We start from the raw sequence: 26961 nt of genomic DNA on the forward strand, positions 1-26961 counted from the left end.
TTCTGTTTTGAAAATAAGATTCCTTTTAGTATGTAATAAGAATTATAGAAAAGGGTTCCAAAAATAGGCTAAATTATAGAAAAAACTCCATTTTTTTACGTGAAATATACAAAAAAAGGGTATGCCCAAGTTTGGGCATACCCTTTTCCCTACTTTACATACACATAGGCTTCATTTGCAGTTATATAGTATGTTACGCCTTTACTGTTGTGTACTTTGTATTGTGGTGAACCATTAACGGATACTTTAGCATCAATAGTAAATCCAAGTCCTTCATCTACCGTTCCTGCTACATCTTTATCAGACCAAGAAGCAGAGTCATAGAAACGAAGGTCGTCCACTTTAGAAACAACACGTTTTCCTACTACAGAACTTGAAGTTGTAGTTTGTTCCCCTTGATATTTAATATAAGATGGGTTGTTATAAATCCATTGGTTACCGCCAAGATTTAACCAATCACCTTGTTTTCCCCATACTTGATATGCTTCTCCTTTATTTAATTGACGGATAACACCATAATTTGTTGATGGTCCACTTCTTAGGTTTACGTTAAATCCTTCAATATAAGCTACTCCTGTTTCGCCTACAACGTTTTGAGATGGTTCTTGTGGTTTTGGTTTAACTGTAACTGTTGCGCCTTCATACGCCTTTTGTACGTCCGCTCTGAATTGTGATTCTGATACACCATGACTGCGAAGGTAATCAATCGGATCTTCGTGGTCAGTTCCACCTAATTTGTAAGTAATATCTTTATGTGTCCATAAACCTTTGCTTGGATGAATTCCTCTATCTTTTAAAATCTTAGCTAATAGTTTTACATAACGCTCGTAAGAAGATTTAAATTTATCTGGGTTGCTAGTTTCAGAAAGTTCTACGTGAACAAATCTTTTATTTGCAGATGGTCCAGCACCATAAGCAATATATTTTGTATCAGCAATTTGGACTGTTTCGTTCCAATCTACAGCATAATGTACAAATGCATTTCTCCATGTTCTAGCTTCATAATTTCGAATGTTAATTGCTGGTGCTTCTGGTGTTGCAGTACTATGTGCAACAACGCCCTCATAAGCGCCCACACCGTAGCGATATGCTTGTTTCGGTAAGTCTTGGATAATTAGTACTCTATCGGCAAAAGAAGCCGTAGCAAACGAAAATAAGAGTAATAGAGTCATAAATAATGAGCTAAATAGTTTAATTGGTTTTTTCATTGTGTGTTTCCCCTTTTTGCCAAACAAAAAGAGCACTGTCTTTTGACAATGCTCTCCTTATGTAAGGCGTGTATTTTTTATTTGGTAGTATGTTTTTCTTTTCGTGCATCGCTTCTTTGAATCTTTGCTTGAATTTCGGATGCTACACTTTCTAATAACCATGCAGGAATCCATTTTTCCCAGCCAATTCGCGCACAGTTTGCTGCGAAACTATTAAAAATGTGGTAACTCAATCCACCGACTACCATAAAGAAAAAGAAATCAGGTAGTTTAAGAGCAATATCAAATAAATGTGCAAGTGCTGGTAATGATAAAAGCACCACGGTTCTCGTGATGCCCTCAATTCCATATTGTGATGAGTATGTTCCATCTAGCTTTGAAGCTTTACTACCCGTAATCCAGTCGAGCATGATAATCCAGCAATAGATCGATATCCAAATTAAGTTCGCTTTACCGTATAACAAATTAATTATTGTTCCTAATCCACCACCTATAGCACCACCTACTTTAAATTGAGTACTTGTAATAACATCGCATATATTCAGTGCCTTGATGAGTTCGTGAATTCGTTCCAAGTTCTCACCTCCCTTCAAATTTTGACCAAAATAAAAAAGCCTACTGTTGTACGCTTAGAATTTACGTATTTAGTCTCTTCCAAGAATGCTCTAATGGTTCTTGACGAGGGTAGTTCACTTCTTGTTTTGAATCATTTTGGATAATCGATTTATCTCTAAAAATATATCCATTTCTGTTTACTGTTTTTCTATTTCCGGTTTGAATGATATTGTCGATTATTGTGCCCTTTCTCTGTAATGCTGACCTGTTCATCTTTTGTAAGTCTGGATCAAAAATAGAAGCTTTAAAAATATTAATTTTAATCACCTCATTCTATGCGAAATGCTAATGGAGCAGGTAATGATCCATAACTACTTTTTGCGTTTACATATTTAAACTTTTGTACCTTTTCGTTCACTTCCACCTCCAAGATATCTCCACTTACAATCCCTATATCGGCAGTAGAGTATATACCGCCAAGTTTTCCCCTAACTCCATAGTCCTTATGAGAAATGTAAAAAGGTAACATAATGAAATTATTATCAATATTAGGGTTTCTTGGAATAGGTATAGAGAGCCATATACTTCGATATGCAGCTACCTTTTGTGTCCAATTACTATTTTTAGGCCTACTAAAAGTTAGCCCTGTATTTGATTCGCTGGCACTAGAAAAGGCGCTTGAATACCAAGTTAATGCTCTTGTATAGGGTTCGTGTAACTCTTCAAGCATTAAATCTTCTAAAACACCGACATAGGATACTACTGGGTAACTACTTAGGCTACTTGGTGGAATTGTACAAATAATAATTTTTTCTTTATCAATGAATGTATATAATTCTATTGTAAGTAAAGGATCAACCTGTGGTCCGTCTCCAGCAGAAACACCAGAGTAACTACGGCGGCCGTTATACCAAGATACAGGGTATTGATAATCTTCGCTAATCCCTCTGCCTTTCGAACTATCATATCCAGTGCAAAATCTGAAAAATGAATCTGAATATAAAGTTTTCCTTATATCATAGTTAGACTTATCGGAACGATTTTCTACATCCCTCCCATCATATGGACTAAATTCTATGAAGATGTTTTTTTTACCGTCATTTCCGTCGGAGTACATCATGTAGATATCTTTTTCATTTTCTTTGTTAGCGTTTAACTGTTTCCACCCAACGCGCAACATTTCGTTAATAACAAGGTCGAATATATCTTTTTTTAATGGTGTGGATCTCTTGAATATATGTTCTGTCATAAAAGACACTCCTTTATTGTAAACTTACTGCTTTAATGATTATTGTAAATAAAGTTGGTTCATTTCCTTTGTTTTCAATAAAAACATGAGCAGCGCTTGTTGTATCTTTATCTTCGCAAGGGATTGCTAATATATCGTAAGTTTTCTTCTCTTGATTACTCTTATATATCTGTAGTCCATTTTGTTTCTTATCAAAAATTGAAATAATAGATTCAACATCTTTGTCGTTTGTTACATGAATAGTTCGAATATCAAATTTGTTGTATTCCATATTCATTGAAAGGTATTGAGTTTGTCCGTTTTGTACGAGTATTTGTTCAGATTTTTCGATAAGTACGGGCGATGAACTATCACCTACAGTTCCTTTGTAACGATTGATTTTCATTTCAGTACCCATGTAAACACCTCAATCATGTAGCAATTTAATGTTAAATAAAATAGGTTCAAACCCAATGTAGTTTAAATCTTTAGTTACCAGTACCCAAAACTCCCTAGAACTATTTGCGCTTAATGTATTTATTGAAATTTGTTTTACCCAAGCTAAGTTATCTAACGAAATATTTGCCCACGTATATCCCACCTTTTCCATGTATTGCTCAATAGAAATTTTGAGATTATGAACAGCTACAGAATTTTCATTTTGGACCATCATTTTAATGATTCTTTTTCCCTCAATCATATTTCCTAAATTAGTTGGATCAGTATCGTTTAATTCTTTAGAGTCCATTATGATTTTTAAAGGAGAACCCATATTATAGATGTCACCGCCATAAAATAGGGCTTTCTTTTCTGCTATAAGGCTATTTTGTTCATCGTAAACTTCAATGGTTCCTTGGAACTCTAAAGATGGTAGGTTTATATCTATACCGGTATTTAATTTGCCCACTTGATTAATAGATATTGTAGTGCCATTTTCATCTCTTAAAATTACCCTGTTATTTGGGAACAGTTGTCTTAACTTTAATTTGTGGCCACTCGTGATAATGATACGATCAATATCTAGCGGCTTGTATGGATCTGCGACACCTTTCTTTAATACAACACCGATTTTAGTCGCTTCTAATTTGTCGCTATCTGCATAATCAAAGGTAGCATCTACCTTGCTATAAAAGTCCCATTGTTCACCAGTAGAAGTAGCAAGCCATTCCCTGTGTTCTTTAGAACTATTAATAGAATGAGATTCAAGAAATTCTATTTTATTATCAGCGTTTTGATATATAATCAATCCGCCCTTATCCCCTTCAACATCGGGAGTATAATCAGCAATGACTTGTATCGCTATATCTTCCTTTGGCTTATCGATTAATAACATTACATCTTTATCTGCTGTATGATTCAATCTTATAAAGCCTTTTCTTGCAGCGATACTAAATGAATCCGAAGGTGATATAATCCATTCCGGGTTTATAGAATCGAAATCATCTACGAAGATTTTTCCACTTTGTTTTTTGTATAAAGAAACTCCTTTTGTTATTTGGGTGGGATCAAAATAATCAATGGCATATAAAAAAGTATACTTCCCTGTATATCCCATACTTGTCCTTATTGTCACGGTATGCTCTTTGTTTTCTAATTTTAGGTTTTCATAAACAACTGTAAATGGTGGAGTTTTAGAAAAAATTTTTACATATCGCTCTTCACTACCGTCAATTTTAATAACTAAATATTCACTAAGTGGAATTGTGTCGTGCCCAGCCATAATCCGAAGACCTGTACCAAAGAATGTAAAAGATAACTCTGGAGAAGGTACTGCAGCAGTTGCATAAAATGCATTTCCACCCTCTGCTTGATAGTCAGCTCCTACGGAAAACCATCCTGTATTACCAGTAAGATTTACCCCTTTAAAGAAACTACCAACATTAGCAGGTTTACAATATTTTCTTATCCAACCACTTTCCGGATTTATTAAATTTGTTCCAATGTCCATTTCTTCCTCCTTATCTTGTCTTCTTCCAATTAGAATTTGTCCACCAAGAAGAGCGGCTATGACGTAACCATAATTTCGGTTCTTCTTTTTGAACTTTTCTGTTTTCATCAACTTCAATTATTTCAGTAGGGTAAATATTATTAACAAGAAACTCATCAAATTGTATACATTCTGTATCAATAAATTTATTAATAATAAATGACTCGCTTTCAATAATTACAGTATCTACTCCAAGAACCTTCTCAAATTGTTCAGCTTCCTCCACAACGGTTTCTATATTAGTTTCTCTATCAAATGTATTATCTTTTATTTCATCAGCTACAAATTGACGGGAGACATCAAATACATCTTGCTCATGGATTAAGGATTGCTTTGCAGGTTTGTCAGCTGCATCATAATTATTAGCAATTTGTGAATCTAATTCTAATACAGGTCTTTTAAAATCTATTATTCCGGACACATCCGTAATGATATTTGGGGTGCAACGCTCCATATCAATACTATCAACAATTTCAGAAGTTATAGTAACTTTGGAACGATCCATTATATCGGACAACACCGTCGTTGCTTGTAACTCCCGTTTAACCCTTGCAAATAAATCATAATCGGGTAAATAAACAGGTAATCCCATACCTTCAAATAAATCCATTTCTTCATTTTGGGCTTCTAATTCGATAACACTTCTTTCTGCTGTAGAGGATTCTCCCTCTATAACATCAATTTGTTTATTTTCTCGTGTGCTCAATTCATCTGTTGTAATGTATGAAAGGATATTTTGTGATTTCCTATTAAACTCCCGTGATTCAATGGAATCTGCTATTACTTCTGGCACTACTTTGTGGGCATTAGTTTCATTGTCTAATATGGTATAGATTAGTTCTTTTTCACGAGTAGCATTATCAAATCCAATAATGTTTTCTGCGATAAGATCCCGAGTTAAAACAAAATCACCTGCAGTATCGACCACATCAATAGCAAGTTCACGGACCTTATTATCTATCGATTCCAATACTTCGATAGAATTCCCAATTAATTCATTTGTAACTCGAATTGATTGTGTTTCATCTTCAATTTCACTTTCGTGACATGAGTGAATTTTATTTGCCTGTTCATATCGTGCAGATGATGTTATTACTTCATTTTGAGTTCTTTTTGAATCTTCCATATCAAAGGTTTCTAGTTCCAAAGATAAGTTTTTTCGTATAAATGTTTCGTCTGTTGGGACCGCTGCTATGGTTTCTATCTGTTCTCTTTCAACTAATTCGAATGATATTGAACCTCCATCAACTTGAATAATATTTCTATCTGCAGTATCAAATTTTGTATAATCTGCTTTTAATTCTCTTTGGATTCTTGCAAATAGATCATAATCAGGCAAATAAACAGGTATTCCTAAATCATTAAATAAATCATACTCTTCATAAGAAGCAGCAACTTCATGAATACATCTATCTGCCATTTCTAAAGGATGTGTTGTTACTGCAGTTAACTCTTTAAATACAATCTCACCCGTGCCATTCTCAAATATATTAGACTGCAGTTCTTTTTCTTTTCGGTCTGCCAATATACTTTCGTAGAATTTTTCTCCATACAATACACGAGCTACTTTCACCCAGTCGGGAAGTTCTTCTACTTCTGTAGCAAACTCACGAATTTTCTTATGAAGAAGCTCTTCTTCTATACTTTCATTCATTTCATATTCATCTGTAGTTCTAGACATAATAGATTCATTTACGATTTTAATTTCACGCGTATCAAATGGTTTATCTGCAAGTTCTTCTTTCACATAATCCATATCAAAAATACGACTGCGTTGCTGCGCTGACTCATCAGCTGTAATATCTATTGCAAAGCATCTTGATTGTGTGAGGTTTTCCAGTTCAGAAATATCTATATTAACGTTACGATCTATACCGAAAGCGTTTAATGTTGTAATACTTGCTTCAACTTCAATGTCCCTGGAAGCCTGGTTAATTACATCAGAAAAGACACCTTTAATTCTGTTTACTTTTGTTGCGAATACACCTGCATTATCCTCTTTAATAGCCTTAAACCTTGAATTAGGTGGCATACTTACAGGAAACTCATGCACGTTTTCACCAAAAGGATTAGCAATTGAAATAGAAACACAATAAGTCTTTTCATACGAAAGACTTGGACTAACAGAAACTATATGATTCTTTTCATTTATAAATAAAGAAGGGGCAGCAATCGAATAATTTTTCTCGTTCATCTTTTGCCTTCCCCCTTTCTTGTTTAAATATCTTCTTTATAGATTGCTAGGCCAATTGGATTGAAAGGCGAAAACTTACTTGTGAATGGAGAAACTGCTGTTGTTGGCAATGTGTAGCGATATAATTGCGCCATTTGATAATTAGCTAGAATTTCACCGCCAGGGTATTCCTTAAAAGTTACAGTTTTATCTTCCGCATTATAATCGTAATCCGTTTTAGGAACTTCCTTACAATCCATGAATAGGTTCAATGTATTTTCTTTTGGTTTGTGCTCTAAATGGAATATCTTTTTAGTTCCATCGCCTTTACCAATTACTTCATCTGTTACAGTTTTTTCAATTTCAAGCTCATCTGCTTGTTGAATATTTTTTGGATGTACTGCGTATACATCGTCAAGTTTCCCTACATATCCATCATTAGGATGTACGATATAAATTTGTGATAAATGGTATTTACCGCTATACATAGAGGGATTAAATCTCCCTTGTCCACTATCGATATCGGCATTATGAGTTATAAAGGCAAGGTAATGCTGCTGATACATAGATCCAGTTAATGATTGAGACAAAACAGGCGTAAGATTTCCACCAGATGTATTTTCGCCATAATCCATATTTGCATTACCAATTTTTTTTGTAGAATTGCTGAATTCTTCCCCAGAACGGCAGCCGCCCATAATAATTAAATTCTTTTGCGGTTTATTATCAAATGTATACATTCTTCCGATGTACAATGGAACAAATAGTGCTCGTACAGGGCTTGGTGTTGGATCAATTCGCATAAACATTACAACACGATCTTTATGAGCGTTACCGTACATGTAAACAACGGAATCACGTTTCCAGTCCTTTGTGAATCTTTGCTCCGGTGTCAAACTTAGTACTGTATAGGGAGAAGCGTTCACAAAATTGATAGATGTAAAAATTTCAGCCAGGACACTATTTGTACTCTGTACGGTAAATTGCGTCTTAGCAGGTAGTATTTCTGTTACATCGCTACCGTTACTAGATTCTAGCAAACGTGTACCTGCAATTTTTATGTTGTCTGCACTTGCAGGAGCAACTTTGAAAATAATTGTATCGCCTGTAAATGTATAGTTGTTTGCATCTAAAATTGTTCCGTTTTTGTATACTGCAAAACGGCTTTCATCAAAATCTGGGTATGGTAATTTAAAAGCTGTTTTTGTACCATTACCATTTCCTAAATCTGCATCTTGATCACTCATTTTCACTTCCTTCTCAATAAAGTATCGAGTATAAGTGAAGAAAATAATATCGTTCGTTGGTTCATAGGCATCGTTAGCTAAACGATATTCCCCCGTAACTCTAGCTCCTTTTGCTACTGGTGTATTAAATTTAATTAATCCTGTTCTACCATCCACTGTATAAGTGTTTTTTTCTTGATAGATACTATTTATATAAACAGATAAGGAACTAGCAATGATTGGAGAAGTGGGAATAATGAAGTTTGTTTTCTTACCATCACCTACTCCAAAATCCCCTAATCGTGATTCTGTGGCTACATATCTGGAATCTGCGAAATCAGAATCCGCAGTATCGTATGCAACTGCAAAACCAAATCTTCTACGCTCCAAATCACTTCCGGTTGATTCGAATAATCGCACATCTATGAATTTGCTGCTTTCTCTTTGAATACGGAAAAATAGATCACGTTTCCATCCGTGATCTACAAATAACTTTTCTAATTCTGTAGGTAAGGTTTGTAAATTTACAATTTTATCGAACCACATTTATATTCATCCCCTATATAGTTTTCTCGAAAATACCTAAACCTGCTGGACGATATGCAGTAGCTGGCATTTTTGTAATTGGTGAAATTGCATCCACGGTAAAGAATCTGTAGATGTCATGTGTATCTGGACATGTATTTTTTCTAACTTTTAATTTATCTCCATTTAGCAATCCTAACGGGGAGAGAAGTACAACATACGGCATATAACCACGTACCCCTTCATCCGGATGTACAATATAAGCCCTAGATGTATGAACTCTGCCGCTATATAAAGATGGATTAAATTGATACTTATATTCGTCATTATCGTGGCTTTGCCATGCTGTAGGGTATTGGCCACCATTAGCACCTTTCCGATCCGGCGGCATTATATTACTCGGTATATTCCACGCAATATAATGCGCTTGGTATCTTGCACCAAAACGGGAACGTTTAATAATTACATTATCAATTCCATTACCTGGCGACTTAGGGTATTTCTTTGTGCGTGGCATATAGTTCGATACGTCCCTAAATGGCGTTTTACTTTCAAAATTAAAGCTGTGAGAAGAACTTTCTCCACCTTCATCGTAAGCAGTTCCAGCCCAAAGAGCATCTGCTATGGTGTCGTCATTTCCATAGCTTTCTAAGCGTCCCATGTATACTGGGGTTACAGGGACAGTATTATTTTCAAATGCTGGCGTTTTATCTGCTTGTATTAGTAGGACAACTCTATTTTTATCAACTTGTCCTGTAATACGAACTAAAGAATCTGGCCACCAATTTGTATCAGCATCTATATTTAGCAATTTAGGGTTTCTCAAAGTAGATTTAACCCAAGGAGACATCATTAAATCAGGCTTATCTGTATAGTCATAAACGGTATATGTATAAGGTCTTCCGTTGTTTATTTCTGTTTTTTCTGTAGCTATCACTTCGGCCAATTCTACATCTAGAATGGATTGGAACTCTTTCTTGTCTTCTGCTCCCATAATAATTACACTATCCTCTTGATAGCTTGGAAGTTTTTCAATCATATATAAATACATACATGAACGATCTTTATATTGTGGGTTGTTTTCTAAGTATGTTTTAAATGCAGTTTTACCATCAGGCTTAGAAAAATCAATGTCTAATTGAGACTTTGCGGTCCACTTCCAAGCTTGAACAATTCCGTATAAACCACCATCGTTGTTTTTTAAAATTACATGCTTTGCAGCCCAATAATTATGAACAGGATCGTCTGATTTTGTAGCTTTATAAATAACCTTGTAAAAGCTACTTACTTTCTTCCATCCATTTTCAATCATGGTATTTATTAACTCCATATGGAATTCTGCTTCTGATACTATTTTTTCAATATATGCCATAGGTTTCACGCTCCTAATCTCTTAATAGTTGATAATTCAGCTTTACTACTTTGGATGTTCCGGTTATATTGTGGTATTCAAACTTTAATACAGCGTTAGCCGGAATAGGTCTAATAATAGAAAAATTGAATCCTTCTGGTACGTCTTTTACATAAACATTTTTAAATATTTGTTTTCCATCGATAAATAGATTCCAATAATCACGATCACTATAATTTGATGCAGCTATAGAGAATGCAATTAACTCTGTATCGAATGGCAGTGAGAATTCATCTTTTTTTACTGCAGCATCTATTCCGATTCTTCTACCTTCTATATACGGTTCCGTTTTTGTAGGGAAATAAGGAGCGTCAAATCTACCGCCCGCCATATATGTAACAGCAAAACTCATGATACCCCTCCTTTATGATAAAAAATGCAATTCAAACCATACTGTTTTATCAAGGATTCCTTGATTTTTAAATGAAAATTGAACCGTACTTCCTGCTGCTAAAGGTTTATAAACCATAAAGTGCATACCTTCGGGAATATCCTTGGTATATATGTTTTTACAAATCGTTTTGCCGTTTACAATTAAGCTCCATTTATCATCTAATTCATATATAGATGCACTTACACTTATTGCATACAGCTCCATGTCTGCAGGTAAAGTATATGTAGTTTCATTTGTTTGGAATGAAAATGAATCCATAATGAAACCTGGTATGAATGGTTCTGTTTTAGTTGGATGAAAAGGTGGATCTAATCGGCCACCGGCTAAATAGGTTGTTTCAAACAAGAGCAATCACCCTTTCTTGTATTAAAAAATTCCCGTGCATCATTACGACACATCGGGAATTGGTAAATCAGACAGTATACCGCTGCCTTTATCCAGTAAACGCGGTTGTACACGCTGTAATTGTTTTTGTGCATTGTATATTAATTGAATTTCCATCTTCTTTCCTGTTATCTTGTGGGATAATATAACCTTGTCTAACATCCCTTGGTTATTAAAATCTAGATCGTAATGAAGATATTTATCTCCATCAACTTGGGATAAACGAGCACCATCACGAATAAGGGTATAGCCTTCTGTCATACCTTCTTTAAATACATCGTTCGGGTCATTTCCAGGCATTGGTTTACCGCCGTTATATATTTGCCTGTCAATCAACCCTTTCATTAGATACATAATCGGATCATATAAATTCTTTTGCATTATCATAAGATCACCCCTAATTCACCCTTGTGACAGCCCAAGTTTTCGCTGGGCGTTTGATATAATAACCAGTTGATTCATCTATATTTACTCGTTTAAATGTTAAATCGGGTAAAGAACCATAATCATATAAAATATTATTTTGTGTATCTAATACTTGTATCCGTCCGGTAAGCCATTTTAAAGGAGTCCGTACCCCTTCGAAAACAATCATGTTTGCACCGTATTCGAGTGGTATATCAACATATGTAGGATTATTACGTATAAAGTAATTTTCCTCTATTAACTTATCATTGCAATAAATATTTAATAAGTCGCCATCTTCATAATCATAGTCCCAAAGTTTTAATCGTAATGTATCTACATTTACTGTAATACCAGTTATATCTGTATATGGAGCCGGTTCATACCCATAGTTAACAGTTAAATCTAAAGTTTGATAGAATCCATCATCTGCAGAAATCATTGTATTAATACCTTTGACAAAGTAATTCCACTGTTGACCAGAATCTCTATTGTAAACTGAAATAACATCGAATAATTGAATCCTTGGATCCCCAACAACTGCAACCGTTAACGTTCTGAACTTCTGGATTGCTTTTAAATGATATGCTGCAGCAACCGCTCTTCTTGCAAAGAACGTTGTCGCCCAAGGAACCTCCACCATTTCCTCACGTAAATCACCTTGCGATACATTTTTTAATAGAAACGAATTAAGAAATCCGTTTGCGTAATCTCCGCATTTAACAACAATACTGTTACTTATATCCTGATCAGTTAGCTGCATATCTAAAGAGATAAGATTTACCCCTTCTCTAAAACTAAATTTTGCAGGTTCATTAATTGCATAGTCCGGCATTTTCATGAATGTGCAACTTCCATCCGGTTCATGTTTTATATAATGGAATGTTGTATCTATAATATCGCGAACAATTTCATCCCACTTTTGAAACCTCTTACCAGTTGCTCCCTCAACAATCCAACTTTGATTGGTGCCAGGAATGTTTACTCTGTTACCGTGCAATGTAACTCCGGCTTTTTCAAAGAAGAATTTCACCACATCATAAACATTACCAGTTGGTGCTACGATCTCATCTGATCCTGGTGTTGGGATAACGGATTTGTGTAAAACCTTTTTATATGATGTTGTGCAGGTGACGGATATTGTCCCACTTTCGGCATTTACCTTCACATCAGATACAAAACCATGTATATACGGTAAAGCTTCTTCACCGTATCCGATAGACACCTTAAATTCAGTCTGCGGATATAGCTGGTTTGTATTTGTTACTTCACTGTTATAAAACCATTCTTGAATAGAAGAGAACTTACCATACCAGTTGTCAGGAGCCATTTGACCGTATTCATTCGCAAAGGTAATAGTAAATGTACTAGCGAACTGATCTGCGTTCTCCTGTACTTCTAGTCCCGTTACGCGATGTTGTATTTGGACATAAGTAGAAGAGTCTCTTTTTTTCATATAAACAATTAAATTAGGGGAGTTATTCCCTACCTGGAAATAGCTCCCCAACATTCTAATTAAAGAAATAGATCCTTCCCTCACATTCCATCAACTCCTACTCCTGCTTGTGACATAGATATTAATTTACATTTGGCTATAACTAGAGTTCCTTTTCTTATTGCATCTACTTCATTCGGCGGAATTATACCCCCGTAGGTACCGTAATCCCCAGTAATAATATGAGGGCGATATATTTCCTTCATGAAATCACGCCAATAACTAATATCGTTGAATAAAACATTGAATTCTACTTCGCATCCTTTATTCCCGTTACTTTGGAAACGGGGATAACCATGCATAATATTATAGTTTTTTAATCCGTCTAATGATTTAGGCATTTTTGTTTGTTCAATCATTGCAATTGTAGGTATAGGTCCATATGCATGATAATAAACATCACGCAAATAGGCTACGTCAGAGGAACCGTAACCGATTGTTGTAAATTCAATTGTTTGTGGCCCTGCACCAACAAAAATTTCTCTTGCTTCCCAGGCATAAGCACCTCTTGCTCTAAATTTTTCAATACCATTTACTCGAACAATAAAGTGTTTATCCGGTAACATACCATCACAACCAATAGGAACTTGGGACATAAAAGAAAAGTTATATGTCCCAGGCCATGAAAAATTAATAGTATATTTAATTGTACTTACTAATTCTGTAGCATCCCATAAGAGGTGATATGAACCAGCTCTTCTATGTAATGTTTTTAATATACTCATACATTTCGCACCGCCATTCCCATTAGATCGTCAGCAACTACGTTTTGTAGCAGCTTTCTCATTTTTACAAAGTCGTCTGCAGATTGTAGTTTTTCAACAGAGACTCTAAATGTAGCATTTTGAATTGTTACGCCATTATCCGTTTTCTTCTCAACGTGGGTTTGTCCAGCAAATGGATGTGCAGTTTTACCGATTAGATCAGCAGAACGTGCGCCCATTTGTCCAATTTGATTAGATACATCGGTTACTAGTTTCATTGGTTTAGGTGGTACGACAGCTTTATTTAATAGTTCAGAAGCTTTGTCTACTGCAGGAATCATTTTTTCCATCCCTACACCAAGACCTTCTGTAATATAGCCCCCGTATTCCATCATTAACCGGGATGGGCTTCGAATACCAAAGAACTTTAATACGGCTTTAGGTATTCCCGAAACAACTCCTTTAGCTTTTTTTATAAGCCAATCTGCCATTCCTGACATACCTTCACCAATACCGGCAATAATATCTTTTCCCCAGCTAACTGCATCTTTTGCTACATTTTTTACTATAGAACCAACTTTACCGAATACATCTTTTACAGTATCTACAACCCCTGTAAATGCACCAGTGATTGCTTTCTTTATAGTTTTAAAGTTACTAACAATAAATTCTTTTATACCGCCAACAACATCAGTTATTGTGTTATATAATTTGTTGAAATTAGTAATTACAAACCCAACAAATTCCCGAACTGCATTAATGATTGTAAACTTTATAAAATTCCAAGCTGATTGAATCACATTTTTAATTGTGTGCATAACGCTAGAAATTGTATCTTTAATAGATTCCCAAGAAGATTTCACAAAATCTTTTAAGAACTTTAATACTGTAGTAAAGGTTGATTTAATTGCGTCCCAGGCTTTTTTTACAATTTCCTTAATCGTGTTAAAAACACTGGATATTGTATTTTTCATTTTTTCGAATTCGGTTTTTACGTACTGCTTTATTATTGCTAAAGCCATAGAGAAAATTCTTTTAATAGCATTCCATCCAGTAGAGAAAATTTTCTTCCAGGTGTTAACTGCCTTTTGGACACTATTCTTAATGAATTTCCATGTGCCATCTACAATTTTTTTTAATCCATCTAATGCAAATTTGAAGATGAATTTAATAGCATTCCAACCGAATTCGATTATATTTTTCAACAAGTTAAAATACCATTTAACTATTTTTACATAGCCATCCCAAGCTTTTGAAAATATTTTACCTATGAATGACATTGCAGAACTGAATACCTTTTTCGTACCTTCCCAGAATCCAGAGAAGAACTTACCTAAACCATTCCATGCCTTTTTCGCACCTTTTACAGTTGCGTTCCAAGCCTTAGAGCAGACATCACCAATCCATTTAACAGCTTTTTTGGTGTATTTAACGATGTCATCCCAGTTTTTGTAAATCAGATATACTAATCCTACAATTGCTAGTATGGCAATCGTCCAGGGATTCATCAGTAAGGTCATCATGGATCTGCCCAACAGCGCTAGAGCTTTCCCGATTCCACCAAACATACCGATAAGTTTAGGGCCGACTTTAAGAATTCCTGTAAATAGCATTGGTACTTTAGTAAGTATTGGTACTAGGAATCTTAATGAACCAACAAATGCACCAACTCCACTTGTCATAAATCCCATCATGGCTACTAATGGACCTAATACAGCGACCATACCTAAAATTGCTACAATACCAATTTGAATCGGCTTAGGTATAGAACTAAATGCTTTTGCAGCAACTTCTACCGCTTTAATAATTGGAGGGAGTGCCACTTCTGCAATATCTAAAATAGCTTGTCCTAATGGTTCTAAAGATGCCATTGTAGTACGCATTAACTTTTGCCAACGAACACCAAAAGCTTCTTGCTGCGTCTTCTGCATTTTTCCCATTGTGCCCTCGACATCGCCTAACGCACCATTTGCATTATTAAGACCTAATACAGCTTGAGCACCCATGTCTTCCCACTTTGTACCGAATACAGCAACACCAAGTTGGTTTGCTTTTACTTTATCGTCCATCTTACCTAAATCACCTAAGACGGCATTAAACACATCTGCAGAAGTTCCTTTACCTTTGTTGAAGTTATCCCAGACCTTTTGTGTTTGGGGTGACATTTCAGCAAAGGCATCAGATACACCTTTAGAACCATCCTGTACCCGAATACCGAACTCTTTTACAAGGTCGTTAATGTAATCGAGATTATAACTGCCATCACGAGTCCCGTTTGCCATAATGGTAAACATCTCGTTAGCAGAGAAGCCGGCTTGTTTGTACAATGGCGCATATTCGGCCACATTATCAAACATTTCATTTGAATAGTTCAAACCTTCTTGTCCACCAGCAGCAAATAAATCAAATGCTTCTTTGGAAGAAATACCAAATTGATTCATTAACTGTCCTGCACCACGAGTTACTTCATTGATATCAGAATCAAATGTTTTCCCCAATGTCATAGCGCTTTTTGTAGCTTCTTCTAATTCTTCGTGAGGAACGTCTTTCATATTCTGATACACTTTTATAAGAGACTGATCCACTTCTTCAATACTTTGGCCAAATCCATCTTTCCAAGTTTCTTTTGCGATTTTACCAAGGTTTTCAGCACCTTTTTCAGTAAGACCTAAAGAAGATTGGATGTTTCTTTGAGAAGTATCGAAGTCAGAAGCCACTTTTACAGCTGCAGCACCGATACCAGCTAAAGGTAAGGAAACGCCCGTTGTCATGTTTGTACCAGCATCTTTCATTTTGTTACCTACATGACTAATTGATTCCCCTGCTTTTTGGAATTTATCATGCATTCCATTTGCAGTCTTTTGTACTCGATCTTCAAACTGTTGTAAATCCTTATAAGCGCCTTCTGCTTTAATACCAATCGTTCCGAACAGTTGGAACATTTCAGCTAACATTTACGCACCCCCTTTCACGGGGCCGATAACCATTTTATTCTTCATCGTCTTCATCTTCTTGGAAGTGGGCCATGATCTGCTCAACATGCGCTTCACATTCTTCTTTGCTCCATACTTCACCCATTTCATAAGACGATTCTTTATCGCCCTGATTGTCAGTGAGTCCAAAGGCTTGAAGATAATCATTGAAAGTAGTACCTTCTTCAAGCTGACGAGTTTGAAAGCCAATGAACGCCATCTTCTTCCACTCATTTAGTTCTTCTTGCTGCTCTTCTCGTGCAATTAAAGAAAATAGGTCCATTAAACGCGAATACGGTATAGATAAGACATATTCATCTGTCCATCCATACCGCTTTTGGATCTTGTCGAAAGCACGTAACATGTTTTGTTCGGCTTCATCTAAATATTCATCTGAATTTTCATTTACGCTTGAATCGGAGCTGCTGCTGGAATTACTGCTGATTGGCTCCATTTCTCGCTCTGAACTTTCACGAGTCCCTTGACCTGGTTGAAAAAAGTCATTAAGTCTTCACTTTCTAATAGGCCCTGTATAACAGCAACCATTGCTTCCGGAGGGAACTGTCTAAATTCTTCTGCTTTCACTTTTAATAAACTAGCAAAGAACTCTGTAAAATCATCTTCGCAAGCAGGGATCATCGTTAGAACACGGAAAGCAAATTCTAATCCTTTTTGTTGTTGCTTCTCTTTAAGTGCAGATAATTGCGCTTGTTTTTCTTCTTCTGGAAGAGATTCAGCAGCTTTAGTTAGTTCATCCATTTCTTGCTTATCCTTACCGAAACCAGCAAAGTTAGCCATTGCACTGCGTCCAACCTTTGAGATAATTTTTGCAAATCGCCAAACGTCCGTTACATTTAATCGGCGCATTGCTACTTTTTCGCCTAGGATTGTAATTTCTGTACCGGTATTCATCATTTTTTCTAAAATAGAAGCCATTTTGTTCTCTCCTTTTAGCATTTAGCTCGTTTTATGTAATAGAAAACCGACTACCATTTATGCGGTAGCCGGTGCTTTTTGTACTGTTGTTTTCTTTTTCTTTGGTAAATAAATTTCGTATGGTGGTGTAGTTGGTGCAGATTCACTGTAATGACCAATAAATTTACATTTCAAACCAACCGTTCCTTTACCGTCTTTAAGATCTACTTCAATAGAGGAAACTACCATCGCATTACGAATTACAAAAATAACTGGTAGCTCACTACCCGAAATCATACCAATGAGTGCAATATCATGATAATTTGAATCTGGAATATCATTTGAAGGTTTCATAATATCGTATTCTTCTTCAGTTGTACTATCTACCGTCATACCAGGTAAAGCTAACTGCAGGTTTTCTTTTGTGAACTCTACTAATGTAAGTTCTACATGTGGTTCATCTTTTAATAACCACTTACCACGCACCATTTTACCTAGCACACCATCAATATCTGCATCATAATACTCACGATCAAAACCCACTTTAGTTCCGCCTGTAGTCGCTCCTACAAGTTCACCTAATTCTTTTACACTTTTAAATCCTTTGTACATGACACCAGGACCGATAACAAAATTATCTGTAGTCCCTTCACGGACACCATTAATTAATTTCCAGCTCATTTGTCCTACCCCCTAATACAAGTCCGTTCGCATGGTTCGGACAAGAAATTTTGCATTTATATGAATGATAGATGGGTCTTCATCCGGTACCGGCAGTTTCCCTGCACGATGTATAGAAAGTATCCCATCATCTTTTAAACCCACTTCTCTATCTAGTAACTTCTCAATACGTGTAGCAATTAACTTTGCCTTATCATAATCCCCATTATCACAATACACATCGAAATTTAGAATCATACGATCTATAATTTCAACATCATCCGGATTATCTGCTTCAATTCTCATCACTACATAAGGCATTTCCATATCATCTTGTGCAGTTTGGAATGAAAGAGCAGGCCCTTTGTCCTCGCCTTCACCATACTCTGATAGATTATCTTTTATTATTTCATCGTTCTCTACAAGCATTCTAATAGCTGCAATTGCGTTAAACATGTATTACCCTCCCATCATTCTTTTAAGTTCTCTACGTTCTTTTTCAAACGTTTTTAATAGGAATGGACGGGCTTCCATATGACTTGTACCAGTTTCAAGCCATATTGCTTTTTTTAAATCGCTCCCTACTGCACCCAATACCTCTGATTGTGACCGTTTAACATTGTATTTAATCGAATTTAACAAGTCACCGGTACGAACAGCAGGAGCTTCACCTGGTTTAGAAGCAGTATATTTACGACTCGTATGAGGTATTTTGTATTGCTTACCGCTACGGCTACCTGTGAGATTCTTCTTAACTTGATTTTGTAAATGAATAGATGCTGCTGTGACTTTTTCAACACACATAGCGTTAATATGCGTCTTTACTTGCTCCATATTACTTGAGTACTCAATTTCTACTGAATTCGCCATATAGAATCATACCTTTTCGCAATAAATTTCAATGTGATGATTCATAAATGCAGGATTACGCGGCTCTCCTTTTACTTCAAATGTATAATCAACACCCACATCTTCATTTTTGAAATGAATAAGATCATTGGGTTTAATTATGTAAGAAGCAGGTGCATATATCTTAAATGTTGTATCAAAATTTTGTTTATCACGTTTAAATCTCTCATTATCAGTAGCAGAATTAGTAGTTACACGGCAAATCATCTTCTCGTAAACGTCCTCTGGTACTTCTGCATAGTTACCAGAGGATTGCTTCTTTTTCTGTTTTCGTTTTACAACTACCTCATGAATATATAAATCATCCATTCCACCATCATCGAAATACATTTCGTTCATGTGGACATCACCGGCTTAACTCTTGCTCTAAAGCCTTTTAAACCATTGAGTATCTTATTGTTTGTAGCTGGTTCATCTAGCGTTTCTGGGCTAATCTGGTACGAATAATCCCCAATACTCTCTGATGTCTTCAGACCTTTTCGTTGTAAGTTAGCACGAACTACTGCAGAAACAACCAAATCAATAATACATTTCTTCATAAGTACCTGTAGATCATCATAATCTTTTATCTTATATTCGAATTCATAAAGCTGATTTTCGGATAAACCATAAACAATACGCCCATTTAGAGTAATAGAATCGGTCATATCTTGTTTAGAACTAACATGAGTGACTTTTGCTATAGATTCAGCAGGAAAAGAAAGCCAAGCTAGTTTGCTTGTTTGAATGACTTCTTTCATTGGATTCTCCGGCTTAACTCTTAAATACTTTTTAACAACAACTGCATAGTAATCTATTAGTTCTTGAATTACTGTATCAGGCATCCTCTGCACATTTACGCGGTCTTTAATGTCCTGCAAGGTAATATCCATTATGTTTCTTTCTCCTTCTTATCGACTTCTTTTACAAGTTCAAAATGTCCAGTACTTACAAGGTAATCAGCTTTTTCATTTGCAACTGTTTCTTCTTGGCCATTCTTAAACTTTTGTCCATAAGCGGTGTAAGTGCCACCGTATCGCAGCGTAACTACTTTCATAATTAACACCCCTTTCACGAATGTAAACTATTGCATGAAAGTTTACATTCGTATTGTTGGTTTTATTGGTTCTAACTCGTTTTCTATTAAAAATAAAGAAAATGATAAAAAAGTATACATTCAAAACCCTAATAACAAAGGGTTTATTCCCATAAAAAATACGCCTGGATATTAAGCTCCAAACGTATCCGGAATATTTGTTAGGATTGCTACTGCATCCATTTCTTGAATTACAGCATCATCATCAAAGTGAATTACATAGAATCGTTTATCTTCCATTACTGCAGTTTTACCTTCTGTAGTTTTACGAACACGAGTGTCGTATGTATTAACTGCAATAAAGTTTTTAGGGTCTGCAAGAATAATAACATCGTCTTCTAAAGATGGAACCGTAACAATTCCGTATCCCATTGGTTTATTAACTTGATCTCCTGCTCCAAGTAACGCAGCATCACCAGCACCAGTAGGACGATTTGTTAAATACTCAATCCATTTCTCTTTACGGCTTGGAGACATAATCCAACGTAGGTTGCTGTTTTTATATTTATTTGGCATTGCACCGGATAAAGCAAAGATAGAGCCTTTTCCAAATCCATTTGCCGTAGCAGCTTCACCTGTACCAGTTACCAATTTAGCATGGTCGACAATATGAGACTCTTTCGATTTCTTGATTTTTTTCAACCATCCATCATTGATAGATAACATTCCGTCGGAAGATTCTGTATCACCATTCCAATGTAAATCCTCTAAATCGATACCCAATTGTGTAGACATAAGAGCCATTACAGTATCTTCATAACCTTCACCTTCAATATTTTCGCGGAGTAATTCTTCTGTAATTTCCCAAGGTAAACGAATAGCCTTTGTATTGTACTCAATTTTAGAAGTTTGAACACCTGCGCGGTAATTATCATCGCTGTTTTCTGTTTTCTTGCGTAAAATACGGCCGCCAATTGCAATTTTATCTAATTCACCTTGTTTTGCTTTACGCATTTCTTTACGGTGTAATTGTGAGAATGGCGTTGTATCAAATGCCATACGGAAGAACTCTTTACTTTGTTCCGGATTTAATAACCCTGCATTCATTCCACTTGTTGTCATTGCTGCCTTTTCAATACGATCTAAACGTTTTAATAATTGTGCATTAGTCATTGTCATAATGATAAATCCTCCCCTTACAGGTTCAATCCTGCCCATTTAGATTTTTTAATTTGTTGTTGTCCTGGTGTAACTTCTTCATCTGGATCTAAACCTTTACGGATAGAAGCAGCATTTTCAATATTTTCAAGTCGCTTTGTAATTGGTTCTAGTGCTTTTTGAATAACTGCTGCAGCTTTTTCTTCTTCTGCTTGCTCTTCTGGCGTCGGCTCTACCTCTTCACCATTCACCTGCTTTTCAATCTTTTCTAACTTAGTAGCTAGTGGTTCTACTGCTTGTTTTACAATCTCTGCAATATCTTCTGCTTTCATTTCATCTTCCTCCTGTGGTGAAGCAGCTTCTTTTATTTCAGTAATTAAAGCTAATGCTTCATCTAATTTTGTATGATTCTTTTGGGATAATACTTTACCAGCTTTTTTAATACTTTCTAAAACAATGCTTTCTGCTTGTACACTGTCTTCTGATTTCGCAATGGTATAACCGCCTTTAATAGAAGAAAGTATGTCCTTCATATCATTAAGAGCAGCCGTCATTCGGTCGATATCGGGATTACTTTCCCAAATCTCCCAATAGAACACATCTTCAAACAAATTAAATACAGCTCGTAAATCACGTTTTTGTTTTTCATCAATAAAGCGGTCTTTTACTTCGCCTTTTATGATTTTGTGAGTTTCACCTTTAACGAAATCTAACATCTTTCGAATAAGACCTTTATCTTCATGAGTAAAATCATCAGTCTTAGCGATTTCCACACGTTCACCAAATCCACCCATAGAAAAACCAGTGACTTCACCTTTTTTAATTTCTTCCCACGTATCTGCATCATCAACGCGAACAGTCATAAGCCATGTTCCTTCTTGTACTTCTTGTTCGCCTACTGTCATATCACTTTTAGCAATCCAGTTTTCGACTACTGTACCTTTACCAGCGATTTCGTCATGTTGCTTGTCGATGTGCTGGTAATTTTCCATAAAGGTATAAGCGGCCTTTTCTATTTCTTCTGCAGTCATTGTATCCCCGTGTGAATCTTCTACATCCGGTTCATACACAACACCTGTAACAAGCTGCTTCTCTTCCTCTGTTTTAAGGATTGGAACTTGTTTTGATATATTTGGTTGTTTAGCAGATTCGCTTTTCATAATGGCAAATTGACGACCATTTGCGCCCTTTGTAACTAATGAAACATAACTGATATTGGCGTTTTTTAGTTCATATCCCATCGTTTTACCTCCTTCCCTATAAATATTGGGGTTCCACTGTCAAAACGCATAGCAGCTAATTTAAAGCCATATACGTTTTGACGATGAAACCCCAATCAAATAGGTGTATTTTACTACTCTTCTGAAATCATAGTGCATCGGCAATGTGGATGAGCTGGCGGACACATCTTTCCATTACTAAATAGATCATCAATACCTACCGTTTCCCCATGTAAACCACCACATTCTTTACAAACACGCTCATCGTTTCCTGTAAGCCATGTTTTCCTGTTTCTATTTGCACCCTTATAAGCAATTAAATTGCCGTAATTCATTGCATATGTTGTTTCTGTACGTGCAATCATCATTGCTCTGTAGTTACTTGCTTCTGACATCACATCTGCAATGGAAACACTTAATGCATCGACACCCATTCCTTCACTAAGATTCTTTAGCATTGTTTCTCTTAATCTATCTTTAGTGGTTTCATGGATCCCCTTTGCTAATTCAAAAGCGTAAGTAGCTACCCATTTTGCAGCAACGTCACCTATTGGATCTAATACCATCCAGGTTAAACCGTTTGATGCAATAGCACTTTGTACAAATTCTGTTACATCATCCTGCAGAGTGTCTGTGACTTGATCGACAAACATTTGTCTTTCTTCATCCCAATCGACACTATCAAGAAATTCATCAACTTCTGCTTCATTAATTACAGGAACAAATTCTTCATCTGCTTTATTAATACGAATTATGGGAAGCAGGTTTAAGAGCCGTTTTCCCTGTTCAGAAAAAAATCAGCTACCTTCTTTTGCATAGCTTTCTCTATTTCTTCATGCTTTTCCCTAAATGCATTAATAGCAATTAAGTTATCTTGCTCATTATCTGCAGCTTTTGCAATAGGTTCCGGTGGAGAAGGTTCAGTTGTACCATCAAAGAATTTATCTCCTTCTGGTACAGGTTCATAACCTACTACTTTACGGGACTCATTCAGTTTTAATATTCCACCTTCATAACTGTCTTTTGCATACTTCAAATCTGCTTCACGATCATCCGTATCAATTTCATTTAATTTGAAATACCAATCTAAACCGCCTAGTATTTTAGCAAATACACGGAACAATTGATTATTTAATCGATGTTCTAATATTTCTTGTCCAGGTTCAATAATAGAACGCTTGTACATCTCGTTCATTTCTTTAGCAGTTGTTTGTCCTAATGAACCTGTCATAGCCCAACCGATACGGTAAGGTGGTACACGATGGGCCACACATATCTCCATTGCGCTATCCTGCTTATATAAACGGAAACTACCTTCCTTTACGTCTGGACTAATCTTTTCTAACCTTGCTTTTGCACCATCTGGAACAGGTACAACGGCTAATTTATGGTGTTCTCCTTTTGTTTCTGCAGAGAAGAATGCTTTCAGTTCATTTTCTGTTCCAGAATCTACTTCATCGACTCCCTCAAGAAATAAAATGGAATCAGGAATGGTTTTGCCTGTAAAAAAGTCGATATTATAATCTCTTGCAGCTTGTGAGCCAACTATCGAACCTATAGAACTAACGTAATTAGGTATCCCATAATAAGAAGAACGAGAACCAAACTTACGAATAACAATTACTTCTCCGGCTTTTTCTGTTCCGCTTTCTGCAATATCTTCTTCATTTAAAGGTCTACCATCAGCAAGACGGAAATCATCAGGATAACCAAACTTTTTAAACCATCGTTCTTTGTTATTTACAATTTGAGCAAAGCGTATTTTATCTTTATGAGCACGAACCGTATGAGCTGGAATGTGGTATAGTTCTGACGGTTCATCTTTGTTATTACGAACAACTTCAATAATGCCCCATCCGACTGTTTCATAATCGTCCCATACGGCCCTTATAATCTCGGAGCTTGTCATTTCCGGATTACAATTCCTCATAAAGTCTTTTAACCTTTTATATTGCTCCTGGTTCGCTGCTTCTTTTACTTCTTCAAAAGGAGCAAAGTCAAAACCAACACCAGCAATATCATCGACTTTTGCGCTAATACAAGCAGAATGGATTGGATTACTTTCCTTTATTTCCAGCAGCACCGACATATCATAAGGTGGTTTAACCAACCCTTTATCGCCATATATTTGCGCGAATGGATCTACAGCCATTTGCTTACTGTTGTCTTCCCTATTCTTTGGATCATCTGCTGCTTTATTAATACCAAATACTTTTACATTCTTTATGGTTTTCTTGTCGCTCATATCGTTTGTATGTCCTCCTTTCTTCTATTAATAAAGAGCAAAAGAAATAGCCGAACAATAAATGTCCGACTACACTCTTTTCACCTTTCCACCCATAACTACTTTACGTTTACTCATATCATCCTCACATGCGTAACGGGTCATATCGATACTGTGATTATCTTTATCTTGTAATCTATTTTTGGGATTACCGTCTTTATCAACTTCATAATCAATATTTTCGAATTCTCCTGCAGTTTTTGGACAACGCTCCGGATCAATTATGATTTCTTCTAAATCATCCAACCATTTTTCACCGTATTCAACAGAACCAGGCCCTTTAACCGCACCCTTGATTTTCTTAATACCATGATCATTTTTCATTTCATCAATTGATTTTGGTTCCGATGAATCCGCAATTATTTCAACATCATCCCAGCCGAGTTTCTTAATCTTTTCAGCTAATAAACGGTTACTGATTTTAACGCCATGTATTTCACCGAATATATAAAGTTTCCTACGCGTTTTATCATAATGCATACGACCAAAAGACAGCGCGTCATTTCCATAACCCCAGTCAATCCCTTGACGTATATTATCAAATGTTTTAATTTCATCATCTGTAATACGTCTGAATGTGAGATTACTAAATGGAACAATGCCACTGCCTGTTGGTTTCCCTTCGTATTCGTGTTCATATTGCTGTGGCTTAAGCCTTTTCGTTTCTTCTGCTTCTTCCACAAATTGCTTAGAAATATGGGGATTATCGTGATATGTACTATGATGTACAAATGTATTTTTCGGTTTGAATTGCGTTTCAAACTTCTTGTTAACCCAGGACTGTTTTCTCTTTGGTGGGTTATATGAATAGTACATTTTATATCGTAATCCATTCGGTAATTCTTTACGCAAAATAGACTTCTCTATTGTAGAAACATCTTCTTCTAATTTAAATTCGGCCAATTCTTCAAACCATGCAATAGCAACCGGATACTTCGCTATTTTAATAGACTTTATTTTTGCAGGGTCATCAGCACCACGGAATATCATTTTGTTTCCGCGCGGCTTATAAATGATTTCCATAGGACTTTCTTTAAAACGAAATAAATGCTCTACACCTAGTATTTCTATCGCTTCTTTTATTTGTTCATAGCAGGATTCTCTTATTGTATCCTTTACTTTACGTATGCATAGCACTGTAATAGGAAACTGAATAAGATCCATAACAATACAAATGGATATATCAGTAGATTTACCGGAACCACGCCCGCCTTTACAAACGATTTTTAATATCGCTTCACATTTACGGGCTAACCAAACTTGGTGAAACGCCGGTGGAAGTATTTCATCAATCTTCTTTTTAGACATTTAAATCACCACTGATATTATCTACAATGACAACTGGCTCAATATTATTATCATCATTATTAGTAGTGGATTTAATCTTATCGATTTGAACCTGTATAAATTCAAGTTTAGCGCGTCGTTCATCATCTATATTAGCTAACCTGTCAAAATCTCTAATAAGAGCAGATAAAGTAGAAAGGGCCTTAGATTGAGCATTTAAGAAACTCGCTTGTTTATCCCAAGCAAATTGAATCTCCCACTCTTCTTCAAAACCACTTTCGGTAAGCTTTTTCTTTCGTAGCTCCTTTGTCATATCCTCTTTATTATTAACAAACATAATACGTTGAGCATGAATGATTTGAGCGTGCTGCAGCATTATGCTTTCCCACAAAATCGATAACGGATCGTTGTTAATCGCTTCCTCTAATTCTTCTTTCAAATCATATAATTCTTGTGGTAAATACTTTCTATATAAACCATGAGTAGCAGCATTACCATTACGCAGTGGAGCAGCACCTCCGGAATTACCGACGGCATTTTTATTACCCTTTTTAGCTCCACCACGATTATTTAAAGCATTCTTATTGCCTTTAGGTGCTCCTGGTTTCTTTTTAGAGTACTCCGCATCTTTCTTTGGAGTACTCCGTTTATTTTTATGGAGTACTCCATTCAATTGCTGCATCCATTTATCTTTCGTTTTCCATCCGCCTACCGTTTTTTCTGAAACAGTTCTTTCAGATGTAGATAATAATTCAGCAATTTTACGATTAGTAATATCACCATTATATTCTTTAAATAGGTGATACGCTTTATCACGGTCTGGACTTCTTTGTCTAGCCATAATTA

At 35.9% G+C, this 26961-nt stretch carries 29 protein-coding genes; all 29 read right to left on the reverse strand.

Annotation, left to right across the window (positions count from 1 at the left end; genetic code table 11):
* Positions 1-149: 149 nt before the first annotated feature.
* The 29 genes from ACK1U5_RS07815 to terS all read right to left on the reverse strand — a co-directional run bounded on the left by ACK1U5_RS07815 (position 150) and on the right by terS (position 26956).
* On the reverse strand, positions 150-1208 hold the full coding sequence (locus tag ACK1U5_RS07815) for an N-acetylmuramoyl-L-alanine amidase (RefSeq protein WP_448814785.1): 1059 nt from the start codon (positions 1206-1208) through the stop codon (positions 150-152).
* Between the two features lie 77 nt (positions 1209-1285).
* Positions 1286-1783 carry a phage holin family protein gene (locus tag ACK1U5_RS07820; RefSeq protein WP_368506244.1) on the reverse strand — a complete coding sequence of 166 codons (498 nt, stop codon included), beginning with the start codon at positions 1781-1783 and terminating at the stop codon, positions 1286-1288.
* Between the two features lie 61 nt (positions 1784-1844).
* Positions 1845-2090, reverse strand: coding sequence for a hypothetical protein (locus ACK1U5_RS07825; RefSeq protein WP_081114095.1), 246 nt, complete (start codon positions 2088-2090; stop codon positions 1845-1847).
* A gap of 1 nt (position 2091) precedes the next feature.
* Positions 2092-3012, reverse strand: coding sequence for a hypothetical protein (locus ACK1U5_RS07830; protein WP_061457127.1), 921 nt, complete (start codon positions 3010-3012; stop codon positions 2092-2094).
* A gap of 13 nt (positions 3013-3025) precedes the next feature.
* On the reverse strand, positions 3026-3409 hold the full coding sequence (locus ACK1U5_RS07835; RefSeq protein WP_061457126.1) for a hypothetical protein: 384 nt from the start codon (positions 3407-3409) through the stop codon (positions 3026-3028).
* Between the two features lie 9 nt (positions 3410-3418).
* Positions 3419-4939, reverse strand: a complete 1521-nt coding sequence (locus tag ACK1U5_RS07840; protein WP_368506243.1) for a cell adhesion protein — start codon at positions 4937-4939, stop codon at positions 3419-3421.
* Between the two features lie 10 nt (positions 4940-4949).
* Positions 4950-7172 carry a hypothetical protein gene (locus ACK1U5_RS07845; protein WP_448814786.1) on the reverse strand — a complete coding sequence of 741 codons (2223 nt, stop codon included), beginning with the start codon at positions 7170-7172 and terminating at the stop codon, positions 4950-4952.
* Between the two features lie 23 nt (positions 7173-7195).
* Positions 7196-8923, reverse strand: a complete 1728-nt coding sequence (locus ACK1U5_RS07850; protein WP_063536238.1) for a hypothetical protein — start codon at positions 8921-8923, stop codon at positions 7196-7198.
* 13 nt (positions 8924-8936) lie between these two features.
* Complete coding sequence (locus ACK1U5_RS07855; protein ID WP_089607452.1) at positions 8937-10274, reverse strand: hypothetical protein; 1338 nt, start codon at positions 10272-10274, stop codon at positions 8937-8939.
* A gap of 13 nt (positions 10275-10287) precedes the next feature.
* The gene (locus ACK1U5_RS07860; RefSeq protein ID WP_088346022.1) at positions 10288-10665 is read right to left on the reverse strand and encodes a Low copy number virion structural protein; all 378 of its coding nucleotides are present in this window, start codon (positions 10663-10665) and stop codon (positions 10288-10290) included.
* 12 nt (positions 10666-10677) lie between these two features.
* Positions 10678-11052, reverse strand: a complete 375-nt coding sequence (locus ACK1U5_RS07865; RefSeq protein WP_088346020.1) for a Low copy number virion structural protein — start codon at positions 11050-11052, stop codon at positions 10678-10680.
* A gap of 42 nt (positions 11053-11094) precedes the next feature.
* Complete coding sequence (locus ACK1U5_RS07870; RefSeq protein ID WP_021727719.1) at positions 11095-11478, reverse strand: hypothetical protein; 384 nt, start codon at positions 11476-11478, stop codon at positions 11095-11097.
* Positions 11479-11488: 10 nt separating this feature from the next.
* Positions 11489-13036 (reverse strand): hypothetical protein, encoded by a 1548-nt coding sequence (locus ACK1U5_RS07875; protein ID WP_088346018.1) that lies wholly within the window; start codon positions 13034-13036, stop codon positions 11489-11491.
* Positions 13033-13716 carry a hypothetical protein gene (locus ACK1U5_RS07880; protein ID WP_448814787.1) on the reverse strand — a complete coding sequence of 228 codons (684 nt, stop codon included), beginning with the start codon at positions 13714-13716 and terminating at the stop codon, positions 13033-13035. The genes ACK1U5_RS07875 and ACK1U5_RS07880 overlap by 4 nt, the downstream gene beginning before the upstream one ends.
* On the reverse strand, positions 13713-16649 hold the full coding sequence (locus ACK1U5_RS07885; RefSeq protein ID WP_448814788.1) for a phage tail tape measure protein: 2937 nt from the start codon (positions 16647-16649) through the stop codon (positions 13713-13715). Before ACK1U5_RS07885 ends, ACK1U5_RS07880 begins: the two co-directional genes overlap by 4 nt.
* Positions 16650-16683: 34 nt before the next feature.
* Positions 16684-17121 carry a hypothetical protein gene (locus tag ACK1U5_RS07890; protein ID WP_448814789.1) on the reverse strand — a complete coding sequence of 146 codons (438 nt, stop codon included), beginning with the start codon at positions 17119-17121 and terminating at the stop codon, positions 16684-16686.
* Positions 17073-17603, reverse strand: a complete 531-nt coding sequence (locus tag ACK1U5_RS07895) for a hypothetical protein (RefSeq protein WP_000146557.1) — start codon at positions 17601-17603, stop codon at positions 17073-17075. Before ACK1U5_RS07895 ends, ACK1U5_RS07890 begins: the two co-directional genes overlap by 49 nt.
* Before the next feature lie 57 nt (positions 17604-17660).
* Complete coding sequence (locus ACK1U5_RS07900; protein ID WP_000118570.1) at positions 17661-18263, reverse strand: hypothetical protein; 603 nt, start codon at positions 18261-18263, stop codon at positions 17661-17663.
* 12 nt (positions 18264-18275) lie between these two features.
* Positions 18276-18698, reverse strand: a complete 423-nt coding sequence (locus ACK1U5_RS07905) for a hypothetical protein (protein WP_448814790.1) — start codon at positions 18696-18698, stop codon at positions 18276-18278.
* Between the two features lie 3 nt (positions 18699-18701).
* Positions 18702-19112 (reverse strand): HK97-gp10 family putative phage morphogenesis protein, encoded by a 411-nt coding sequence (locus ACK1U5_RS07910; RefSeq protein ID WP_000024036.1) that lies wholly within the window; start codon positions 19110-19112, stop codon positions 18702-18704.
* A gap of 6 nt (positions 19113-19118) precedes the next feature.
* The gene (locus ACK1U5_RS07915; RefSeq protein WP_017673849.1) at positions 19119-19490 is read right to left on the reverse strand and encodes a hypothetical protein; all 372 of its coding nucleotides are present in this window, start codon (positions 19488-19490) and stop codon (positions 19119-19121) included.
* Positions 19487-20023, reverse strand: a complete 537-nt coding sequence (locus ACK1U5_RS07920) for a hypothetical protein (protein ID WP_017673848.1) — start codon at positions 20021-20023, stop codon at positions 19487-19489. The genes ACK1U5_RS07915 and ACK1U5_RS07920 overlap by 4 nt, the downstream gene beginning before the upstream one ends.
* Entirely contained in the window at positions 20023-20187 is a 165-nt protein-coding gene (locus tag ACK1U5_RS07925) for a YqbF domain-containing protein (protein ID WP_000869888.1), read from the reverse strand. Before ACK1U5_RS07925 ends, ACK1U5_RS07920 begins: the two co-directional genes overlap by 1 nt.
* A 171-nt stretch (positions 20188-20358) precedes the next feature.
* Positions 20359-21345: a phage major capsid family protein gene (locus tag ACK1U5_RS07930; RefSeq protein WP_448814791.1), complete on the reverse strand. Its 987-nt coding sequence runs from the start codon at positions 21343-21345 to the stop codon at positions 20359-20361.
* A 17-nt stretch (positions 21346-21362) separates the two neighbouring features.
* The gene (locus tag ACK1U5_RS07935; protein WP_448814792.1) at positions 21363-22565 is read right to left on the reverse strand and encodes an XkdF-like putative serine protease domain-containing protein; all 1203 of its coding nucleotides are present in this window, start codon (positions 22563-22565) and stop codon (positions 21363-21365) included.
* A gap of 113 nt (positions 22566-22678) precedes the next feature.
* On the reverse strand, positions 22679-23197 hold the full coding sequence (locus ACK1U5_RS07940; RefSeq protein WP_448814793.1) for a phage head morphogenesis protein: 519 nt from the start codon (positions 23195-23197) through the stop codon (positions 22679-22681).
* A 113-nt stretch (positions 23198-23310) separates the two neighbouring features.
* Positions 23311-24789, reverse strand: a complete 1479-nt coding sequence (locus ACK1U5_RS07945) for a phage portal protein (RefSeq protein ID WP_448814794.1) — start codon at positions 24787-24789, stop codon at positions 23311-23313.
* 69 nt (positions 24790-24858) lie between these two features.
* Positions 24859-26136, reverse strand: a complete 1278-nt coding sequence (locus ACK1U5_RS07950; RefSeq protein ID WP_448814795.1) for a PBSX family phage terminase large subunit — start codon at positions 26134-26136, stop codon at positions 24859-24861.
* Positions 26129-26956 (reverse strand): phage terminase small subunit, encoded by an 828-nt coding sequence (terS, locus tag ACK1U5_RS07955; protein WP_448814796.1) that lies wholly within the window; start codon positions 26954-26956, stop codon positions 26129-26131. The genes ACK1U5_RS07950 and terS overlap by 8 nt, the downstream gene beginning before the upstream one ends.
* Positions 26957-26961 lie beyond the last annotated feature (5 nt).

The sequence above is a fragment of the Bacillus sp. XB1 genome (genome assembly GCF_053557995.1).

Excerpts from the sequence above, each read along its gene's own strand:
- ACK1U5_RS07815 (WP_448814785.1), bottom strand. The coding sequence starts at position 1,208 with ATGAAAAAACCAATTAAACTATTTAGCTCATTATTTATGACTCTATTA.
- ACK1U5_RS07830 (WP_061457127.1), bottom strand. The coding sequence starts at position 3,012 with ATGACAGAACATATATTCAAGAGATCCACACCATTAAAAAAAGATATA.
- ACK1U5_RS07835 (WP_061457126.1), bottom strand. The coding sequence starts at position 3,409 with ATGGGTACTGAAATGAAAATCAATCGTTACAAAGGAACTGTAGGTGAT.
- ACK1U5_RS07840 (WP_368506243.1), bottom strand. The coding sequence starts at position 4,939 with ATGGACATTGGAACAAATTTAATAAATCCGGAAAGTGGTTGGATAAGA.
- ACK1U5_RS07845 (WP_448814786.1), bottom strand. The coding sequence starts at position 7,172 with ATGAACGAGAAAAATTATTCGATTGCTGCCCCTTCTTTATTTATAAAT.
- ACK1U5_RS07850 (WP_063536238.1), bottom strand. The coding sequence starts at position 8,923 with ATGTGGTTCGATAAAATTGTAAATTTACAAACCTTACCTACAGAATTA.
- ACK1U5_RS07855 (WP_089607452.1), bottom strand. The coding sequence starts at position 10,274 with ATGGCATATATTGAAAAAATAGTATCAGAAGCAGAATTCCATATGGAG.
- ACK1U5_RS07860 (WP_088346022.1), bottom strand. The coding sequence starts at position 10,665 with ATGAGTTTTGCTGTTACATATATGGCGGGCGGTAGATTTGACGCTCCT.
- ACK1U5_RS07870 (WP_021727719.1), bottom strand. The coding sequence starts at position 11,478 with ATGATAATGCAAAAGAATTTATATGATCCGATTATGTATCTAATGAAA.
- ACK1U5_RS07880 (WP_448814787.1), bottom strand. The coding sequence starts at position 13,716 with ATGAGTATATTAAAAACATTACATAGAAGAGCTGGTTCATATCACCTC.
- ACK1U5_RS07885 (WP_448814788.1), bottom strand. The coding sequence starts at position 16,649 with ATGTTAGCTGAAATGTTCCAACTGTTCGGAACGATTGGTATTAAAGCA.
- ACK1U5_RS07890 (WP_448814789.1), bottom strand. The coding sequence starts at position 17,121 with ATGGAGCCAATCAGCAGTAATTCCAGCAGCAGCTCCGATTCAAGCGTA.
- ACK1U5_RS07895 (WP_000146557.1), bottom strand. The coding sequence starts at position 17,603 with ATGGCTTCTATTTTAGAAAAAATGATGAATACCGGTACAGAAATTACA.
- ACK1U5_RS07900 (WP_000118570.1), bottom strand. The coding sequence starts at position 18,263 with ATGAGCTGGAAATTAATTAATGGTGTCCGTGAAGGGACTACAGATAAT.
- ACK1U5_RS07905 (WP_448814790.1), bottom strand. The coding sequence starts at position 18,698 with ATGTTTAACGCAATTGCAGCTATTAGAATGCTTGTAGAGAACGATGAA.
- ACK1U5_RS07910 (WP_000024036.1), bottom strand. The coding sequence starts at position 19,112 with ATGGCGAATTCAGTAGAAATTGAGTACTCAAGTAATATGGAGCAAGTA.
- ACK1U5_RS07915 (WP_017673849.1), bottom strand. The coding sequence starts at position 19,490 with ATGAACGAAATGTATTTCGATGATGGTGGAATGGATGATTTATATATT.
- ACK1U5_RS07920 (WP_017673848.1), bottom strand. The coding sequence starts at position 20,023 with ATGGATATTACCTTGCAGGACATTAAAGACCGCGTAAATGTGCAGAGG.
- ACK1U5_RS07925 (WP_000869888.1), bottom strand. The coding sequence starts at position 20,187 with ATGAAAGTAGTTACGCTGCGATACGGTGGCACTTACACCGCTTATGGA.
- ACK1U5_RS07930 (WP_448814791.1), bottom strand. The coding sequence starts at position 21,345 with ATGACAATGACTAATGCACAATTATTAAAACGTTTAGATCGTATTGAA.
- ACK1U5_RS07935 (WP_448814792.1), bottom strand. The coding sequence starts at position 22,565 with ATGGGATATGAACTAAAAAACGCCAATATCAGTTATGTTTCATTAGTT.
- ACK1U5_RS07940 (WP_448814793.1), bottom strand. The coding sequence starts at position 23,197 with ATGTTTGTCGATCAAGTCACAGACACTCTGCAGGATGATGTAACAGAA.
- ACK1U5_RS07945 (WP_448814794.1), bottom strand. The coding sequence starts at position 24,789 with ATGAGCGACAAGAAAACCATAAAGAATGTAAAAGTATTTGGTATTAAT.
- ACK1U5_RS07950 (WP_448814795.1), bottom strand. The coding sequence starts at position 26,136 with ATGTCTAAAAAGAAGATTGATGAAATACTTCCACCGGCGTTTCACCAA.
- terS (WP_448814796.1), bottom strand. The coding sequence starts at position 26,956 with ATGGCTAGACAAAGAAGTCCAGACCGTGATAAAGCGTATCACCTATTT.